We start from the raw sequence: 17,738 nt of genomic DNA, 5'->3' as shown, positions 1-17,738 counted from the left end.
CCTACTGCGCGAGCACGGTCGCGGCGTGGTCGAACACGTACTTCTGCAGGTCCCGCGGGGGCCGCTGGTAGCCGCGCGGCTCGGGGCGCGGCGGCAGGGTGACGGCGGGCCTGACCACCTCGTGGTACGGGACGGAGGAGAGCAGGTGCGCGATCATGTTGACCCGGGAGCGGCGCTTGTCGTCGCTCTCGACCACGTTCCACGGCGACTCGGGGATGTCGGTGTAGACGAACATCTCGTCCTTGGCGCGCGAGTAGTCCTCCCAGCGGGTGATCGACTCGACGTCCATCGGGGAGAGCTTCCACTGCCGCATCGGGTCGGAGAGCCGGTCGCGGAAGCGGCGCTCCTGCTCGACGTCGCTGACCGAGAACCAGTACTTGCGCAGCACGATGCCGGCCTCGATCAGCATCCGCTCGAAGGTGGGGCACTGGTGCAGGAACTGCCAGTACTCCTCGTCGCTGCAGAAGCCCATCACCTTCTCGACGCCGGCCCGGTTGTACCAGGAGCGGTCGAACAGCACCATCTCCCCGGCGGCGGGCAGCTGTTCGACGTAGCGCTGGAAGTACCACTGGCCGCGCTGGCGCTCGGTGGGGGCGGGGAGGGCGGCGATCCGGGCGATCCGCGGGTTGAGGTACTCGGTGACGCGCTTGATGGCGCCGCCCTTGCCGGCGGCGTCGCGGCCCTCGAAGACGATGACCATCCGGATGCCCTCGGTGCGCACCCACTCCTGCATCTTCACGAGTTCGCGCTGCAGCCGGAGCAGTTCCGGCTCGTAGAGCTTCTTGGGCATCCGCTGCACGGCGCCGGACTTCTTGCCGCCCTTGCCCGCGCCGCCGCCCTTGCCCGCGCCGTTCCTGGAACCCGCCACCGTGCCTGCCCTCCGCCGAACCGCCTGTGCTGACGAACTCTCAGGTTACGGTCGGTCAGGCGTTCGCGCAGGTCGGCGCAGCCCCGGCGGGTCGGAACCGGCAGCCCCCCGTGACCGCCGGTGCCACCCCGCCGGGGTTGGCCGGACAACTGTGGAACACCCCCGGGTGCGGGGTCCAATGCCTTGCTCCATACCCTACGGGCATGGATGTGGACACCCGGATGCTGCGGTACCTCACGGTGGTGTGCGAGGAGGGCCAGCTGACGGCCGCCGCGGCCCGACTGGGGGTGAGCCAGCCCACGCTGACCAGGCAGATCCGGGCGCTGGAGCGCGAGTTGGGGGTGGAGCTGTTCCGCCGCTCGAAGGCGGGGGTGGTGCCGACCGCGGCGGGCGCGGTGCTGGCGACGCACGGGCGGGAGCTGCTGTCCGGCTGGGCGGCGGCGCTGCGGGCGACCCGGCAGGCGGCGGCGGACGCGGGCGGGGAGCTGCGGGTCGGCTTCGAGGGGTCGACGATCAACCTGCTGGGCCGGGCGGTGGTGGAGGACTTCGCCCGCCGGATGCCGGGCTGGCGGCTGCGGATGCGGCAGAACAACTGGTTCGAGGAGTCCTCCGGCCTGGCCTCGGGCGAGCTGGACCTGGCGCTCTGGCACGCCCCGGCCTCGATGGCGGCCCGGTACGCGCACGTGCCGCTGGGCCGGGAGGAGCGCTGGGTGGTGCTGGCGGCCGACCACCCGCTGGCGGGGCGGGCCGGGGTGGACGCGGCGGAGCTGTGGGACGAGCCGTTCGTGGCGCTGCCGGCCGAGTCCGGCCTGTGGCGGGACTACTGGCTGGGCGCCCCGGAGCGCGGCGACCGGCCGGCCCGGATCGGGGCGGTGGCGCACAACGCGGACGAGTGGATGGCGGCGGTGGCGCACGGGCAGGGCGTGGGGTTCGCCCCGCAGTCGGTGGCCCGCTGGGCGGGCCTGCCGGACGTCCGCTGCCTGCCGGTGCGCGGGCTGGCGCCGAGCCTGGTGGGGCTGTTCCGGCTGCCGGGGCGGGCGCTGACACCGGCCATGGCGGCGTTCGCGGAGTCCTGCCGGCTGCACCTGGAGGTGCAGTTCCGGGCGGCCGGTGGCGGCCGGTCGCCCGTGGGGGGAACCGCGCGGGCCGCGGCCCGGACCTCGGCTCAGACCTCGGCGAACGGCGCCGGGTAGCGGCACACCCCGTGCGGCAGGCCCTGCGGGGTGCCGTCGGGGCCGGGCAGCGCGAGGACCTGGAAGTACGCCTCGGGCACCTCGAACGGCCCGCTGATCCGGTGTCCGGCGGCCGGGACGAAGCCGAACCGGCCGTAGTAGTCCGGGTCGCCGAGCACCACGACGGCGCTCTCCCCGGCCTCCGCGGCGGCGGCCAGCGCGGCCCGCACCACGGCGGCGCCGACGCCCTTGCGCTGCCACTCGGGGGCGACGGCGACCGGCGCGAGGGCCAGCCCCTTGCCGTGCCCGATCTTCAACCGGGTGAGCAGCGCGTGGCCGATGACGACCTCGCGCTCGTCCACCGCGACCAGGGAGAGGGCGGGCAGCCAGGCGGTGTCGCGGCGCAGCGCGTCCACCAGGTCCGCCTCTTCGGGGCCTGGGAAGGCCGCCATGTGCACGCGCCGCGTCTCGGCGGCGTCGCTGGGGAGTTCGACTCTGGTTCGTACGGTCATCCTTGACCCTTCTTGCGCCTGCACCCCGTCGTGCAGCGGTCCGGCCCCGGGCGGTGGCAGCCTACTCCTGGTGGGCCGACACCGGCCGGGGCCGGAACGAATCGTGATCTTTGTGATGCGCCGTCAGATTCCGACGGCCCGGCGGTGCGTCAGGAGGCGTTCTCCGCCGCGGACTTGGCGTCCTCGGCCTTGCCCGCGTCCTTGGCCTTCGGCTGGGCGTCCACGCCGGCCTCGCGGCGCTGGGCCGGGGTGATCGGGGTGGGGGCGCCGGTCAGCGGGTCGCCGCCGGTGGAGGTCTTCGGGAAGGCGATGACGTCCCGGATGGTGTCGTAGCCGCCCAGCAGGGTGACCACGCGGTCCAGGCCGAGCGCGATGCCGCCGTGCGGCGGCGGGCCGAAGTTGAAGGCGTCCAGCAGGAAGCCGAACTGCTGGGCGGCCTCCTCCTCGGACAGGCCGATCGCGTCGAACGCCCGCTTCTGCACGTCCCGCTGGTGGATACGGATCGAACCGCCGCCCAGCTCCGAGCCGTTCAGCACCAGGTCGTAGGCGTTGGAGAGCGCGCTGCCCGGGTCGGTGTCGAAGGTGGCCAGCGACTCGGCGGTCGGCGCGGTGAACGGGTGGTGCACCGCGTGCCAGCCCTGGAACTCGCCCTTGTCGTCCTCGATCGGCTCGAACATCGGGAAGTCCACAACCCAGAGGAAGGCCCACTGGGACTCGTCGATCAGGTCGCAGCGGCGGCCGATCTCCAGGCGGGCGGCGCCGAGCAGCTCCTGCGAGGCGGTCTTCTTGCCCGCGGCGAAGAACACCGCGTCGCCCGGCTTGGCGCCGGCCGCGGCGGCCAGGCCGGCCAGGTGCTCCTCGGACAGGTTCTTGGCGACCGGGCCGCGCAGCTCGCCGGTCTCGGCGTCCACCAGCACGTAGGCGAGGCCGCGGGCGCCGCGGGCCTTGGCCCAGTCCTGCCAGGCGTCGAGCTGCTTGCGGGGCTGCGAGGCGCCGCCGGGCATCACGACCGCGCCGACGTACGGGGCCTGGAAGACCCGGAACTCGGTGCCCTTGAAGTACTCGGTCAGGTCGGTGAGTTCCTGGCCGAAGCGGACGTCCGGCTTGTCGGAGCCGTAGCGGGACATCGCGTCGGCGTAGGACAGGCGCGGCAGCGGGTTCGGGAGCTCGTACCCGTGCACGTCCTTCCAGATCCGGGCGACGATCTTCTCGCCGAGCGCCAGGATGTCCTCCTGGTCGACGAACGACGCCTCGATGTCGAGCTGGGTGAACTCCGGCTGCCGGTCGGCGCGGAAGTCCTCGTCCCGGAAGCAGCGGGCGATCTGGTAGTACCGCTCCATGCCGGCCACCATCAGCAGCTGCTTGAACAGCTGCGGCGACTGCGGCAGGGCGTACCAGTGGCCCGGCTGGAGGCGGACCGGGACCAGGAAGTCGCGGGCGCCCTCGGGGGTGGAGCGGGTCAGGTACGGGGTCTCGATGTCGAGGAAGTCGTTCTCCTCCATCACCGTGCGGATGATGTGGTTGACCTTCGAGCGCAGCCGCAGCGCGCGGGCCGGGCCCTCGCGGCGCAGGTCGAGGTAGCGGTAGCGGAGCCGCACCTCCTCGTTGACCGAGCCGGGCTCGTACTCGGCGACCTGGAACGGCAGCGGCGCGGCCTCGGACAGCACCTCGATCGACTCGACGACGACCTCGACGGCGCCGGTCGGGATGTCGGGGTTCTCGTTGCCCTCGGGGCGGACCCGGACCTCGCCGACCACCTTGACGCAGTACTCGGAGCGCAGGCCGTGCACCGACTCCAGGTCGCGGACCACGACCTGCACGGTGCCGGAGGCGTCCCGCAGGTCGATGAAGGCCACGCCGCCGTGGTCGCGGCGGCGGGCCACCCAGCCGGCCAGGGTGACGGTGGTGCCGGCGTGCTCCGCGCGGAGCGTGCCCGCGTCGTGCGTGCGGATCACAGCTGCTTCTCCTTCAGGGTGGTGACGAGCGCCTCGAGGGCGACGGGGGTCTGCTCGCCGGACTCCATGTCCTTGAGCTGGACCACGCCCTCGGCGAGGTCCCGGTCGCCCGCGATCAGGGCGAACCGTGCCCCCGACCGGTCGGCGGACTTCATGGCGTTCTTGATGCTCTTCACGCCGAACGCGAGGTCGGTGGCCACGCCCGCCCGGCGCAGCTCCACCACCTTCGCGAACAGCACGTTCTTGGCCTCCTCGCCGAGCGCGACGGCGTACACCTCGGTGGCGGCGGGCAGGTCGAGGGTGACGCCCTCGGCCTCCAGCGCCAGGTAGGTGCGGTCGACGCCGAGCGCCCAGCCGACCGAGGGCAGCGCCGGGCCGCCGATCATCTCGGACAGGCCGTCGTAGCGCCCGCCGCCGCCGATCGCGGACTGCGCGCCCAGGCCGTCGTGCACGAACTCGAAGGTGGTGCGGGTGTAGTAGTCGAGGCCGCGGACCAGCTTCGGGTCGTCGACGAAGGCGACGCCGTTGGCGGTGAGCAGTTCGCGCACCTTCTCGTCGTACGCCTTGCAGTCCTCGCACAGGTAGTCGCGCAGCTTGGGCGCGTCCCCGAGCTGGGCCTGCACCGACTCGCGCTTGTCGTCCAGCACGCGCAGCGGGTTGATCCCGGCGCGGCGGCGGGTCTCCTCGTCCAGGTCGAGGCCGGCCAGGAACTCGACCAGGGCGGCGCGGTAGACCGGGCGGCACTGCTTGTCGCCGAGCGAGTTGAGCAGCAGCCGGTAGTCGCGCACCCCGAGCGAACGGAAGGCGTCGTCGGCCAGGATGATCAACTCGGCGTCCAGCGCCGGGTCCTCGGCGCCGATCGCCTCCGCGCCGACCTGCGCGAACTGGCGGTAGCGGCCCTTCTGGGCGCGCTCGTAGCGGTAGTACGAGCCGGAGTACCAGAGCTTGACCGGCAGGTTGCCCTGCTTGTGCAGGTTCGCCTGGAGCGCGGCGCGCAGGACCGAGGCGGTGCCCTCGGGGCGCAGCGCGAGCTCGTCGCCGCCCTTGGTGGTGAGGTTGTACATCTCCTTGGTGACGATGTCGGTGGACTCGCCGACACCGCGGGAGAACAGCTTGACGTCCTCGAAGACCGGGGTCTCGATGTACCCGTAACCGGCCCGGCGGGCGGGCGCGGACAGCCGCTCGCGGATCGCCAGGAAGGTCGCCGAATCCGGCGGGAGCAGGTCGTAGGTGCCCTTGGGGGCGGTGAAGGTGCTCAACTTCTCTTCCGTCACATTCCTCGTCGCGGAAAAGCCGGGGCGCCGGACGCCCCCGCCGCCTGCTGGAGGTAGGGGTTCGTGGCGCGCTCTCGGCCGATGGTGGTCTGCGAGCCGTGGCCGGAGAGCACCACGGTCGCGTCGTCGAGGGGCAGGCACACCCGGGCCAGCGAGCGCATGATCGCTCCGCCGTCTCCGCCCGGGAGGTCGGTACGCCCGATGGAGCCGGCGAACAGCAGGTCGCCCGAGAACAGCACCGGCGGAACCTCTGCCGACGCGGGCGTCCTGAACGTCACCGACCCCTCGGTATGGCCGGGGGCGTGGTCGACGGTGAGGTGCATCCCGGCGAGTTCGAGGACCGAGCCGTCGGTCAACTCGCGGACGTCGTCCGGCTCGCCGACGGTGATCGAGCCCATCAGCTGCTGCCCGAGCGAGCGGCCGAGGGCCTTCTCCGGGTCGGCCAGCATGTACCGGTCCGCGGGGTGGATCCAGGCCGGGACGCCCTGCGCGCCGCAGACCGGGACGACCGAGGCGACGTGGTCGATGTGCCCGTGGGTGAGCAGCACCGCGACCGGCTTGAGCCGGTGCTCGCGGATCAACTCCTCGACGCCGTGCGCCGCTTCGTGGCCGGGGTCGACGATCACGCACTCCTCGCCCGCGGCGGGTGCGACCAGGTAGCAGTTGGTGCCCCAGGCCCCGGCGGGGAATCCGGCGACGAACACGCGAGTCCTTCGTTCCGTGCGGTGGCGATCGTTGACCCCAGCAGCCTACCGGCGGCGCGGGGCCGCGGGCGAACCGGATTGCCGGGGGCGCCCGGCCCTTTCCCGGCCGGCTTCCCGTCCCGGTTCTCATCCCGCTCTCATCGCGCACTGATCCCGTACTGACGCGCGAGGTCCTTACACTGGGCCGCCGACGGGTGCGATGATCCGCACACGACAGTCACGAACCCCCTTTCGAACACCCCCAATGAGGAGACACGGCCGGTGGTCACCAGCGAACAGCGGCGGCGGCAGCTCGCCCGCGACAAGTACGAGCGCCAGATCCAGGCGCGCGCCGAGGCGGCCGCCCAGCGCAAGAAGCGCAACGCGATCGTCGCCGCGGTGCTGGCCGTCGTGGTGGTGGCGGGCGTCGCCACGGTCGCCTCCGGCGTGTTCTCCTCGGACAAGAAGGACGACAAGGCGGCGGCCGCGCCCGCCGCGCAGGCCAACGGCAAGAAGTGGGACGCCGAGCCGGCCATGACGATCGACACCAAGGCCGCGTACACCGCGACCGTCGACACCTCGGCGGGCAAGGTCTCCTTCACGCTGGACGCGGCGAAGGCCCCGCACACCGTCAACTCCTTCGTGTTCCTGGCCGGTCAGCAGTTCTGGGACAACACCAAGTGCCACCGCCTGACCACCGAGGGCATCTACGTCCTGCAGTGCGGCGACCCGACCGGCACCGGATCGGGCGGCCCGGGCTACAAGTTCGCCGACGAGAACCTCGAGGGCGCGACCTACCCGGCGGGCACCGTGGCGATGGCCAACGCCGGCCCGGGCACCAACGGCAGCCAGTTCTTCCTGGTCTACAAGGACACCCAACTGCCGCCCAGCTACACGCCGTTCGGCAAGATCACCGCCGGTCTGGACGTGCTCCAGAAGATCGCCGACGCCGGTACCCAGAGCGGGTCGGGCGACGGTGCGCCGAAGACTCCGGTGAACGTGAAGAGCATCACCACCGTCAAGGGCTGAGCCGCCGCGAAAATCGACCGGCGCCGGATGCGGACAGCACCGGCGCTGGTCGCCTATGTTGCTGTTGTATAGGGTGCCCAGACCGTCGGCCGTCACCCTCGGCGCACGACCAGGACGGCTCGGGACGGCGGACTCCATCGGTCCGCCGACATCAACTGTGGACGACGCTCCCGCCCGCGGGCGTGGCGTCATGTGGAGGAGGCGCTGTGAGCAGCGACCCGTGGGGCCGTGTCGACGAGCAGGGGAACGTCTACGTCAGGACGGCCGACGGCGAACGCCAGGTCGGCTCCTGGCAGGCCGGCTCCCCCGAGGAGGCCCTCGCCTACTTCGAGCGCAAGTTCCAGGGCCTGGAGGCGGAGATCGCCCTCCTGGAGCACCGGGTGCGCAAGACCGACCTGGCCGCCAAGGAGGCGCAGACCGCGCTGGAGCACCTGCGCGCGCAGGTCGTCGAGGCGCACGCGGTCGGCGACCTGGACGCGCTCGCCAAGCGCCTGGAGACCCTGGCCGGCGAGATCGAGACCCGCCAGGGCGAGCGCAAGGCCGCCAAGGCGAAGGCCCAGGACGAGACCCGCGCCGCCAAGGAGGCGCTGGTCGCCGAGGCCGAGCAGCTCGCCGACTCCAGCCAGTGGCGGGAGGCCGGCGACCGGCTGCGCGCCCTGGTCGACAGCTGGAAGGCGCTGCCCCGGCTGGACCGCAAGAGCGACGACGAGCTGTGGCACCGCTTCTCGCACGCCCGCTCGGTGTTCTCCAAGCACCGCAAGGCGCACTTCGCGGCGCTCGACTCGGAGCGCGAGTCGGCCCGTTCGGTGAAGGAGAAGCTGGTCGCCCAGGCCGAGGCGCTCTCCGCCTCCGCCGAGTGGGGCCCGACCGCCGCCGCCTACCGCGACCTGATGACGCAGTGGAAGGCCGCCGGCCGCGCCCAGCGGGACGCGGAGGAGGAGCTGTGGGCCCGCTTCCGCGGCGCCCAGGACGTCTTCTTCCAGGCCCGGTCCGCCGCGTTCTCCGAGCGCGACGCCGAGCAGGGCGAGAACCAGAAGGCCAAGGAGGCGCTGCTGGTCGAGGCCGAGGCGATCCTGCCGATCACCGACCTGAAGGCCGCCAAGGCCGCGCTGCGCGAGGTCGCCGAACGCTGGGAGGCGATCGGCCACGTCCCGCGCGACGCCCGGCCGAAGCTGGACGGCCGGCTGGCCACGGTGGAGCGCGCCGTCCGCGAGGCCGAGGAGGCCGAGTGGCAGCGCTCCAACCCGGAGGCCCGGGCCCGCGCCACCGGCATGACCGCGCTGCTGCAGGCCGCCGTGGACAAGCTCCAGGCCGACCTGGACAAGGCCCGGGCGGCCGGCAACGCGTCGAAGGCCGCCAAGCTGGAGGCCGAGCTGGCGGGCCGGCAGTCCCTGCTCGACCAGGCGCAGAAGTCCCTGCAGGAGTTCACCGCCTGATCGCGCGTCAGGAGCCCCCGCCGGTGTTCCGGCGGGGGCTCCGTCATTCCCGGGGTCAGACCGGCGAGGACGCGGCGGGCGACTGCAGCTGGTCCAGGTCCAGGCTCTGCGCGGGCCCGGGCGTCCCGGACGGCACGGGCGTGCCGAAGTCGCTGAAGTCGACCGTCCCGGTGGCCTTCTCCAGCCGCAGCGGCACCGGTGATCCGGTGGAGGCCACGTAGAGGGTGCCGGTGCCGGAGGTGGTGCCGGAGGTGCTGGTCAGCGGGAGGGCGGGGCGGCCCTGCACGGTGGTCGGGGCGCCCTTGGCCAGGCCGGTCCGGCCGGTGCCGAGCTGGTCGGCGAGCGCGCCCAGGTCGCACAGGTCGCCGATCTCGGCGAAGTCGGAGTTGTCGGCGGTGGTCTTCAGGTAGCGGTCGCCGACCAGTTCGGCCGCGGCCGCGCCGCCGTGGCTCTGCCAGAAGGCGAGGTCCGGCTTGACCCACAGCTGCTGCCCGGACTTGACCACCTGGAAGCTGCCGGTGCCGCTCTGGCTGAGCGTGCCGGTGCAGTTGCCCGCGGTGTCCATCCGCAGGTCCATGCCGATCTGCGAGCCGCCGCCGCTGACGGTGCCGACCGCCCGGACCGCCCCGGCGTCCTTGAGCGCCTGCACCGCCCGCTGCAGCACCTCCGGGGCGGTGGACTGCCCGATCCCGTTCTCGGTGCCCGAGGCCGCCCCTGCGGCCGTGCCCGGGGCCGTGCCCGTCGCCGTCGCGGAGGCCGTCGTGCCGCCCGGGCCCGCCGCGGACGGCGAGGAGCCGCCGGAGCCGCCACCGGAGCCACCGCAGCCGGCCGCCAGAACCGCGAGCAGCGCCGTGCCCGTCGCCGCCGTCACCCGTATCCCGTGCACGGTGCCTCCCGGAAAAGCCGACCGCCCCCACCCGGCCAGTGTCGGCGCGGTGGGGGCGGCCTGCACTCCGGGCGGCTACTTGCGGGCCGAGGTGACCCGGTAGACGTCGTACACGCCCTCGACGCCGCGCACCGCCTTCAGCACGTGGCCGAGGTGCTTGGGGTCGCCCATCTCGAAGGTGAACCGGCTCATCGCCACCCGGTCGCGGGAGGTCTGGACGGCCGCCGACAGGATGTTGACGTGCTGGTCGGAGAGCACCCGGGTGACGTCCGACAGCAGGCGGGAGCGGTCCAGCGCCTCGACCTGGATCGCGACCAGGAACACCGAGGACTGGGTGGCCGCCCACTCGACCTCGATCATCCGCTCGGGCTGCTGCTGCAGGGACTCCACGTTGACGCAGTCCGCGCGGTGCACCGAGACGCCGTTGCCGCGGGTCACGAAGCCGACGATCGGGTCGCCGGGCACCGGCGTGCAGCAGCGCGCCAGCTTGACCCACAGGTCGTCCACGCCCTTGACGATGACGCCGGGGTCGCCCTTGGCGCGGCGCCGCATCGCCCGCGGCTGGTGCGAGGGGGTGGCGGTCTCGGCGAGGTCCTCGACCGCGCCCTCCTCGCCGCCCATCGCCTGGACCAGCTTCTGCACGATGGCCTGCGCGGCCACGTGGCCCTCGCCGATCGCCGCGTACAGCGAGGAGATGTCGGGGTAGCGCATCTCGTGGGCCAGCGTGACCAGCGAGTCCCCGGTGAGGATGCGCTGGATCGGCAGGCCCTGCTTGCGCATCGCCCGGGCGATCGCCTCCTTGCCCTGCTCGATCGCCTCCTCGCGGCGCTCCTTGGAGAACCAGGCGCGGATCTTGTTCCGGGCCCGCGGCGACTTGACGAAGTTCAGCCAGTCCCGGGACGGGCCGGCGTTCTCCGCCTTCGAGGTGAACACCTCGACGGTGTCGCCGTTCTCCAGCGTCGACTCCAGCGGCACCAGCCGGCCGTTCACCCGGGCGCCGATGCACCGGCAGCCGACCTCGGTGTGCACCGCGAACGCGAAGTCCACCGGGGTGGCCTGCGCGGGCAGCGCTATCACGTCGCCCTTGGGGGTGAAGACGAAGACCTCGTTGCTGGACAGGTCGAAGCGCAGCGACTCCAGGAACTCGCTGGGGTCCTCGGTCTCCTTCTGCCAGTCCAGCAGCTGCCGCAGCCACGCCATCTCGTTGACCGCGTCGGCCTTGTCGTGCTGCCGCCCGTGCGTCGGCGTGTCGGTGCGCACCTTGGACGCGCCGGCCACCGCCCGCTGCTTGTACTTCCAGTGCGCGGCGATGCCGTACTCGGCCCGCCGGTGCATGTCGAAGGTGCGGATCTGCAGCTCGACCGGCTTGCCCCCGGGACCGATCACCGTGGTGTGCAGCGACTGGTACATGTTGAACTTGGGCATCGCGATGTAGTCCTTGAACCGCCCCGGCACCGGGTTCCACCGCGCGTGGATGGTGCCCAGCGCCGCGTAGCAGTCGCGGACGGTGTCGACCAGGACCCGGATGCCCACCAGGTCGTAGATCTCGGCGAAGTCACGGCCCCGGACGATCATCTTCTGGTAGACCGAGTAGTAGTGCTTCGGCCGGCCCGTCACCTGGGCGGTGATCCGGGCCCCGCGCAGGTCGCCCTGGACCTGGTCGATCACGGTCGCCAGGTACTCGTCGCGCTTGGGGGCGCGCTCGGCCACCAGCCGGACGATCTCGTCGTACATCTTGGGGTAGAGGATGGCGAAGGCCAGGTCCTCCAGCTCCCACTTGATGGTGTTCATGCCCAGCCGGTGCGCCAGCGGGGCGTAGATCTCCAGCGTCTCGCGGGCCTTCTTCTCCTGCTTCTCCCGCTTCAGGTAGCGCATGGTGCGCATGTTGTGCAGCCGGTCGGCGAGCTTGATCACCAGGACCCGCGGGTCCTTGGCCATCGCCACGACCATCTTGCGGACGGTCTCGGCCTGCGCGGCCTCGCCGAACTTCACCCGGTCGAGCTTGGTCACGCCGTCGACCAGCAGCGCCACCGCGTCGCCGAAGTCGGTCCGGAGCGTCTCCAGGCCGTAGTCGGTGTCCTCCACGGTGTCGTGCAGCAGGCCCGCCATCAGGGTCGGCGCGTCCATCCCCAGCTCGGCCAGGATGGTCGCCACCGCCAGCGGGTGGGTGATGTACGGGTCGCCGCTCTTGCGCTTCTGGCCGCGGTGCCACTTCTCCGCGACCGCGTACGCCCGCTCGATGTCCTTCAGCAGCCCCGGGTCGGCCTTGGGGTCATTGGCCCGGATCGTCCGGAACAGCGGTTCCAGCACCGGGTTGACCATCGAACTGCGCTGTCCGCCCAACCGGGCGAGGCGAGCCCGCATCCCGCCCGGCGAGGGTCGGGAACTGGCAGCCGAAGCCGTGGGCACAACCTCGTCGGGCAAGGACACTCCTACGTGCAGACGGTTCAACCTTCATCGTACCGGCGGCGCACCCCCGTGCGGTCTGCGCGCCCGCCGCGCGCGCCCCGTGCGCGCCCCGGGAACGCGCAGGAGCCGCCCGCGAACAGGACCTGTTCCCGGACGGCTCCGCGCGGACCGGGTGCTCAGACCAGGACCAGCGTCTCCAACGGCGCCCCGTGCAGGTGCGGGACCAGCCGCTCCCGGCCCGGCAGGAAGCCCAGCTCCATCAGGACCACCACGCCGACCAGTTCGGCGCCCGCCTCCTGGACCAGGTCCAGCGAGGCCGCGATCGTGCCGCCGGTGGCCAGCACGTCGTCCACCACCAGCACCCGCTCCCCCGGCTCGAAGGCGTCGCACTGGACCTCCAGCGTCGCCGAGCCGTACTCCAGGTCGTACGAGCGGGAGAACACCTCGCCGGGCAGCTTGCCCTTCTTCCGGATCGGGACGAAGCCGAGCCCGGCCGCGAACGCGGCGGGCGCGGCCAGCACGAACCCCCGCGCCTCCAGCCCGACCACCTTGGTGGCGCCGAGCTCCTTCGCCCGCCCGGCCAGCGCCCTGGTCAGCGCGCCGAACGCCTCGGCGTCCGCGAGCAGCGGGGCGATGTCCTTGAACAGGACGCCCGGCTTCGGGTAGTCCTGCACGTCCCTGATCCGGGCGGTGAGCAGCTCGGACAGGGCGGGGTCGGTGGTGGAGGTCACGGGGGTTCCTTTGGGGAAGGGTCAGTGCTTGCCGGACGGCCGTCCCTTGCCCCGGGTGCGGCCGGTCGGCTGGTTCCGCTGTCCGACCATACCGGCCGGCACGCCGTCCCCGTCGTCCTCGCCGGCGTCGAAGGTCTCGCCGCGGGCCTCCGCCTCGGCCGCGGCCTTGGCGTCGGCGGCGCGGCGCTGCGCGACCCGCTTGGCCAGCGCCTTCATCTCCGGGCTCTGCTCCTTGAGCTGCGCGAGCAGCGGGGTGGCGACGCAGATCGAGGAGTACGCACCGGCCGCGAGGCCGATGAACAGCGCCAGCGAGATGTCGTTCAGGGTGCCCGCGCCGAGGATGCCGCCGCCGATGAACAGCAGCGCGGCGACCGGGAGCAGGGCGACGACCGTGGTGTTGATGGAGCGCACCAGGGTCTGGTTGAGGCCGTGGTTGGCGGCCTCGCTGTAGGTGCGGCGGGACTGCTTGGTGAGGCCCCGGGTGTTCTCCTTCACGGTGTCGAAGACGACGACCGTGTCGTAGAGCGAGTAGCCGAGGATGGTCAGGAAGCCGATCACGGTGCCCGGGGTGACCTCGAAGCCGACCAGGGCGTAGACGCCGATGGTGATCAGGAGGTCGTGGATCAGGGCGACCAGGGCGGCCACCGCCATCCGCCACTCGAAGGCGATCGCCAGGTAGACCGTCACCAGGACCATGAAGACGACCAGGCCGGTCAGCGCCTTCTTGGAGATGTCGGAACCCCAGGAGGGGCCGATCACCTGGGCGTTGATGTCCTTCTCCTCGACCCCGACGGCCTGGGAGAACTCCTTGGTGAAGGTGGTCGCCGACACCGAGTTCTCGGCGCTGATCTGGATCCGGACGTCACCCTTGTCGGTGGTCTGGACCAGCGCGGTGTTGGAGTTGATGATCTTGCTGGTGGCGTCCTTGGCCTGGGAGACCGTCAGCCCGGCCTTGTGCACGGTGTAGACCGAGCCGCCCTTGAACTCGATGCCCAGGTGCAGGCCCATCGCCAGGCCGATGCCGGCCACCAGGACGATGACCGCGGAGATCGAGTACCAGATCTTCCGCTTGCCCACGAAGTCGAAGGACACCTCGCCCTGGTACAGGCGGTGACCGATGTTGCGGAGCGACATGGGTCAGACCTCCTGGGTCTGGGACGGGGCCGAGGTCCGGGTCTGCTGGCCCGGGCGGCGGCGCGAGCTGCGCAGCGGCGGGCGGGCGCCGAGCCGCTTCGGGTCCAGACCGGACCAGGGGTGGCCGCTGGCGAAGAACTTGGTGCGCGCCAGCAGGGTGATCAGCGGCTTGGTGAACAGGAAGATCACCACGACGTCGAGCACGGTGGTCAGGCCGAGGGTGAAGGCGAAGCCCTGCACCTTGCCGACCGAGACCAGGTACAGCACCGCGGCACACAGGAAGGAGACGAAGTCCGAGACCAGGATGGTGCGGCGGGCGCGCGGCCAGGCGCGCTGCACGGCGGCCCGGAGCTGGGCGCCCTCGCGGACCTCGTCGCGGATGCGCTCGAAGTACACGATGAAGGAGTCCGCGGTGATGCCGATCGCGACGATCGCGCCGCAGACCGCGGGCAGGTTCAGCGCGAAGCCGATGCCCGCGCCGAGCAGGCTCATGATCGACCAGGTCAGGATCGCCGAGACGACCAGGCCGGCGATCGAGACCAGGCCCAGGCCGCGGTAGTAGACCAGCGAGTACAGGACCACCAGGACCATGCCGATCAGACCGGCGATCAGACCGGCCTCCAGCTGGTCGGAGCCGAGCTGCGGGGAGACCGTGGTGACGTCGCTCTTCACGAAGTCCAGCGGGAGCGCGCCGTAGCTGAGCACGTTCGACAGCGACTTGGCCTCCTCCTGGGTGAAGGTGCCGGAGATCACCGCGCTGCCGCCGGCGATCGCCTCCTGGACGTACGGGTGGGAGACGACCTGGCCGTCCAGCACGATCGCGAACTGGTTGGCCGGGGACGGCTGGGTGGAGAGCTTGCCGGTGGTCTCGCGGAAGGCGTCGGAGCCGGTGCCGTTGAACGACAGGTCGACCATCCAGCCCTTGGCGCCCTGCTGGTCGTAGACGGCCTGCGCCTTGGAGACGTCCTGGCCGTTCACGGCCACGCCACCGAGCGCGAACTTGTACCAGATGCCCTGCTCGGCGTCGTAGGAGCAGGCCACCGTGTTCGCGTTCGGGTCACTGGCCTTCTGGTAGTTGACGCGCTGCGCCTCCACCGAGCAGTCCAGCGCGGCGAACTGCTGCTGCACGTCGGCCGGGACGGTGCCCTGGGTCAGCGCGGCGCTCATGTCCGCGGCGCTCGGGGCGCTGGCGGCGGCGCTCGGGGCGCCGGAGGCGGGGGCCGAGGCCGGGGCCGTGGCGGCGGGGGTGGTCGGGTCGGCCTGCAGGGCGCCGGAGAGCGCGCGGCCGGCCTTGCTGGCGGACGCGGACGGCTGGGCCGTGGCGGAGGCGCCCGCGCTCGGCGCGGTCGAGGCGCCGGCGCTCGGGGCGGCCGAACCGGACGGCTGCTGGCTGGGCTGCGCGGTCACGCCCGTCATCGCGGTGGCGAGCACCGGACGGAAGTAGAGCTTGGCGGTGTCGCCGACCTTGTCGATGGACTGCTGCGTGTTACCACCGTCGGGAATGTTGACGATGATGTTGCTGTCGCCCTGGGTCTGGACCTCCGCCTCGGAGACGCCCATGCCGTTGACACGCTTCTGGATGATGCCGACCGCGGTGTTCAGATTGGTCTTGTTGATCGCGGAGGGATCGTCCGACTTGGCGGTCAGCGTGACGCTGGTGCCACCGGCGAGGTCGATACCGAGACGCGGCTTGGTGTAGCCCGTCCCGAACATGAGGGCCACAAGGCCGACGGTGACCACCAGGATGAGCGCCAGCGCCCGTCCCGGGTATCCGTCGCGCGACCGCGACTTGGGTGTTGCCACCTTGCTCGTTTCTCCCTGTCCATGCCGCGCGGCGCCCGGCCTCCCGGCTCCCGGCCGGGAGCAGGAGGGTCTGACGGGCGCACGGCGGCCCAAGAGGTCCTGATGGGCTTGCGGCGGGATGCCGCCGGCCGGGGGAAGGCCCCGGGCCGTGGTTACTTGCTCTCGGGAGCCTCGCTGTCGGCCTTCGCCTCGTCCTTGGACAGGCTCAGCGGCTTCTCGTCGGCGTCCGCTTCCTCCACCGCGTCCTCGGCCGACTCGTCCTCGGCGGGGCGGCCGTTGATGATCGCGTCGTACTCGAGCGGCTCCAGCACGGCCGCGATCGCGCCCTTGGTGTAGTGCGCCACCACGCCGGGGGCCACCTCCAGCTCGACGGTCTCGTCGTTGACCGCCTTCACCAGGGCGTACATGCCACCGATGGTGCGCACCCCCGCCCCCGGCTGCAGCGTGCTCTGCATGGTCTGCGCCTGGGCCTGACGCTTCTTCTGCGAGCGCATCATCATGAAGATGGCGAGGAGCGGAAGGAGGAAGATGATGTATTGCACAGCCAGGGTCCTTTGTCGGCCGCCGGTGCGGCGGCCAGTGCGTGTACGTCGGCCCGTCGGGTGACAGGGGCGGTCCGGCGGAGTCTAGGCGACCCGCACTGAACGGACAACGCCAAGCATGCCAGTGTGCCGCCGAAAGTGGCGAGCCTTGGCATGGACATAAACCCCCGATAAGGCAGAGGTGTTATGCCTTGCCGTCCGCCCACAACCCGGCCTGCTGTCCGCCGCGCCCGCCCCGGGGTGCGCCCGGCGCCTGCGGCGGGGTGAGGCCGAGGTGCTGCCAGGCCGCCGCGGTGGCGATCCGGCCGCGCGGGGTACGGGCCAGCAGGCCCTCCCGGACCAGGAAGGGCTCGGCCACCTCCTCGACCGTCTCGGCCTCCTCGCCGACCGCCACCGCCAGCGTCGACAGGCCGACCGGGCCGCCGCCGAACAGCTTCAGCAGCGCCTCCAGCACCGCCCGGTCCAGCCGGTCCAGGCCGCGGGCGTCGACCTCGTAGACCTCCAGCGCCCGGGCCGCGATCTCCGCGGTGACCAGCCCGTCGTGCCGGACCTGGGCGAAGTCCCGCACCCGGCGCAGCAGCCGGTTGGCGATCCGCGGCGTGCCCCGGGAACGGCCGGCGATCTCCGCCGCGCCCGCCGGGTCGATCCGGACGTCCAGCAGGCCGGCCGAGCGGTGCACCACCCGCTCCAGCTCCACCGGGGCGTAGAACTCCATGTGGCCGGTGAACCCGAACCGGTCGCGCAGCGGCGGCGGCAGCAGGCCGGCCCGGGTGGTCGCGCCGACCAGCGTGAACGGCGGCAGCTCCAGCGGGATCGCGGTGGCGCCGGGGCCCTTGCCGACGATCACGTCGACCCGGAAGTCCTCCATCGCCATGTAGAGCATCTCCTCGGCGGGCCGGGACATCCGGTGGATCTCGTCGAGGAACAGCACCTCGCCCTCGGTCAGCGAGGACAGGATCGCCGCCAGGTCGCCGGCGTGCTGGATCGCCGGGCCCGAGGTGATCCGGATCGGGGCGTTCAGCTCGGCCGCGATGATCATCGACAGCGTGGTCTTGCCCAGCCCGGGCGGGCCGCTCAGCAGCACGTGGTCCGGCGTCGCGCCGCGCTGACGGGCCGCCTGCAGCACCAGCGACAGCTGCTCGCGCACCCGCTCCTGGCCGATGAACTCGTCCAGCAGCTTGGGCCGCAGCGCGGCCTCCACCGCCTGGTCCTCACCGTCGGCGGACGCCGTCACCAGGCGGTCGGCGGGCTCGGACTCGTACGGGTTCATCGGAAGACTGCTCCCCTTTGTCGACTTGGCGACG

General features: G+C 72.1%; 14 protein-coding genes and 1 pseudogene. 3 read left to right on the top strand and 12 right to left on the bottom strand.

Annotated elements, in window-relative coordinates:
- Nucleotide 1: 1 nt before the first annotated feature.
- A complete protein-coding gene (ppk2, locus tag ACIQBJ_RS17095) occupies nt 2-790 on the bottom strand; it encodes a polyphosphate kinase 2 (RefSeq protein WP_400711329.1) in 789 nt (262 codons plus the stop codon).
- 281 nt (nt 791-1,071) lie between these two features.
- On the opposite strand from ppk2, the gene ACIQBJ_RS17090 reads away from it, so the two are divergent.
- The gene (locus ACIQBJ_RS17090; RefSeq protein ID WP_400710116.1) at nt 1,072-2,061 is read left to right on the top strand and encodes a LysR family transcriptional regulator; all 990 of its coding nucleotides are present in this window, start codon (nt 1,072-1,074) and stop codon (nt 2,059-2,061) included.
- Here ACIQBJ_RS17090 and ACIQBJ_RS17085 read toward each other — a convergent pair.
- The 4 genes from ACIQBJ_RS17085 to ACIQBJ_RS17070 form a co-directional block, all read right to left on the bottom strand.
- A complete protein-coding gene (locus tag ACIQBJ_RS17085) occupies nt 2,034-2,552 on the bottom strand; it encodes a GNAT family N-acetyltransferase (protein WP_400710114.1) in 519 nt (172 codons plus the stop codon). The two genes, ACIQBJ_RS17090 and ACIQBJ_RS17085, sit on opposite strands and share 28 nt — an antisense overlap.
- Before the next feature lie 149 nt (nt 2,553-2,701).
- Nucleotides 2,702-4,507: an aspartate--tRNA ligase gene (gene aspS, locus ACIQBJ_RS17080; protein WP_400710111.1), complete on the bottom strand. Its 1,806-nt coding sequence runs from the start codon at nt 4,505-4,507 to the stop codon at nt 2,702-2,704.
- On the bottom strand, nt 4,504-5,766 hold the full coding sequence (hisS, locus tag ACIQBJ_RS17075) for a histidine--tRNA ligase (protein WP_400710108.1): 1,263 nt from the start codon (nt 5,764-5,766) through the stop codon (nt 4,504-4,506). The genes aspS and hisS overlap by 4 nt, the downstream gene beginning before the upstream one ends.
- Nucleotides 5,767-5,777: 11 nt before the next feature.
- Complete coding sequence (locus ACIQBJ_RS17070) at nt 5,778-6,485, bottom strand: MBL fold metallo-hydrolase (RefSeq protein WP_400710105.1); 708 nt, start codon at nt 6,483-6,485, stop codon at nt 5,778-5,780.
- A 261-nt stretch (nt 6,486-6,746) separates the two neighbouring features.
- On the opposite strand from ACIQBJ_RS17070, the gene ACIQBJ_RS17065 reads away from it, so the two are divergent.
- Both ACIQBJ_RS17065 and ACIQBJ_RS17060 read left to right on the top strand, forming a co-directional pair.
- Nucleotides 6,747-7,493: a peptidylprolyl isomerase gene (locus ACIQBJ_RS17065; protein WP_400710102.1), complete on the top strand. Its 747-nt coding sequence runs from the start codon at nt 6,747-6,749 to the stop codon at nt 7,491-7,493.
- Between the two features lie 206 nt (nt 7,494-7,699).
- On the top strand, nt 7,700-8,929 hold the full coding sequence (locus ACIQBJ_RS17060; RefSeq protein WP_400710098.1) for a DUF349 domain-containing protein: 1,230 nt from the start codon (nt 7,700-7,702) through the stop codon (nt 8,927-8,929).
- A gap of 55 nt (nt 8,930-8,984) precedes the next feature.
- Here the strand turns inward: ACIQBJ_RS17060 and ACIQBJ_RS17055 are convergent, their stop codons facing one another.
- The 7 genes and pseudogenes from ACIQBJ_RS17055 to ruvB all read right to left on the bottom strand — a co-directional run bounded on the left by ACIQBJ_RS17055 (nt 8,985) and on the right by ruvB (nt 17,704).
- The gene (locus ACIQBJ_RS17055; RefSeq protein ID WP_400710096.1) at nt 8,985-9,815 is read right to left on the bottom strand and encodes a hypothetical protein; all 831 of its coding nucleotides are present in this window, start codon (nt 9,813-9,815) and stop codon (nt 8,985-8,987) included.
- A 75-nt stretch (nt 9,816-9,890) separates the two neighbouring features.
- Nucleotides 9,891-12,179 (bottom strand): annotated as a pseudogene (locus tag ACIQBJ_RS17050) (RelA/SpoT family protein); the annotation flags it as partial.
- A gap of 221 nt (nt 12,180-12,400) precedes the next feature.
- Complete coding sequence (locus tag ACIQBJ_RS17045; protein ID WP_400710093.1) at nt 12,401-12,955, bottom strand: adenine phosphoribosyltransferase; 555 nt, start codon at nt 12,953-12,955, stop codon at nt 12,401-12,403.
- 21 nt (nt 12,956-12,976) lie between these two features.
- Nucleotides 12,977-14,089, bottom strand: a complete 1,113-nt coding sequence (secF, locus tag ACIQBJ_RS17040) for a protein translocase subunit SecF (RefSeq protein WP_400710090.1) — start codon at nt 14,087-14,089, stop codon at nt 12,977-12,979.
- A 3-nt stretch (nt 14,090-14,092) separates the two neighbouring features.
- Nucleotides 14,093-15,892 (bottom strand): protein translocase subunit SecD, encoded by a 1,800-nt coding sequence (gene secD, locus ACIQBJ_RS17035; protein ID WP_400710087.1) that lies wholly within the window; start codon nt 15,890-15,892, stop codon nt 14,093-14,095.
- A gap of 152 nt (nt 15,893-16,044) precedes the next feature.
- Nucleotides 16,045-16,434, bottom strand: coding sequence for a preprotein translocase subunit YajC (yajC, locus tag ACIQBJ_RS17030; RefSeq protein ID WP_400710084.1), 390 nt, complete (start codon nt 16,432-16,434; stop codon nt 16,045-16,047).
- A 184-nt stretch (nt 16,435-16,618) separates the two neighbouring features.
- Nucleotides 16,619-17,704, bottom strand: a complete 1,086-nt coding sequence (ruvB, locus tag ACIQBJ_RS17025) for a Holliday junction branch migration DNA helicase RuvB (protein WP_400710081.1) — start codon at nt 17,702-17,704, stop codon at nt 16,619-16,621.
- Nucleotides 17,705-17,738 lie beyond the last annotated feature (34 nt).

The sequence above is a fragment of the Kitasatospora sp. NPDC088391 genome (assembly GCF_044753345.1).
Taxonomy (GTDB): domain Bacteria; phylum Actinomycetota; class Actinomycetes; order Streptomycetales; family Streptomycetaceae; genus Kitasatospora.
Note: the sequence above shows the minus strand (reverse complement) of the source record. Positions and strands in the feature narration are given on the sequence as shown.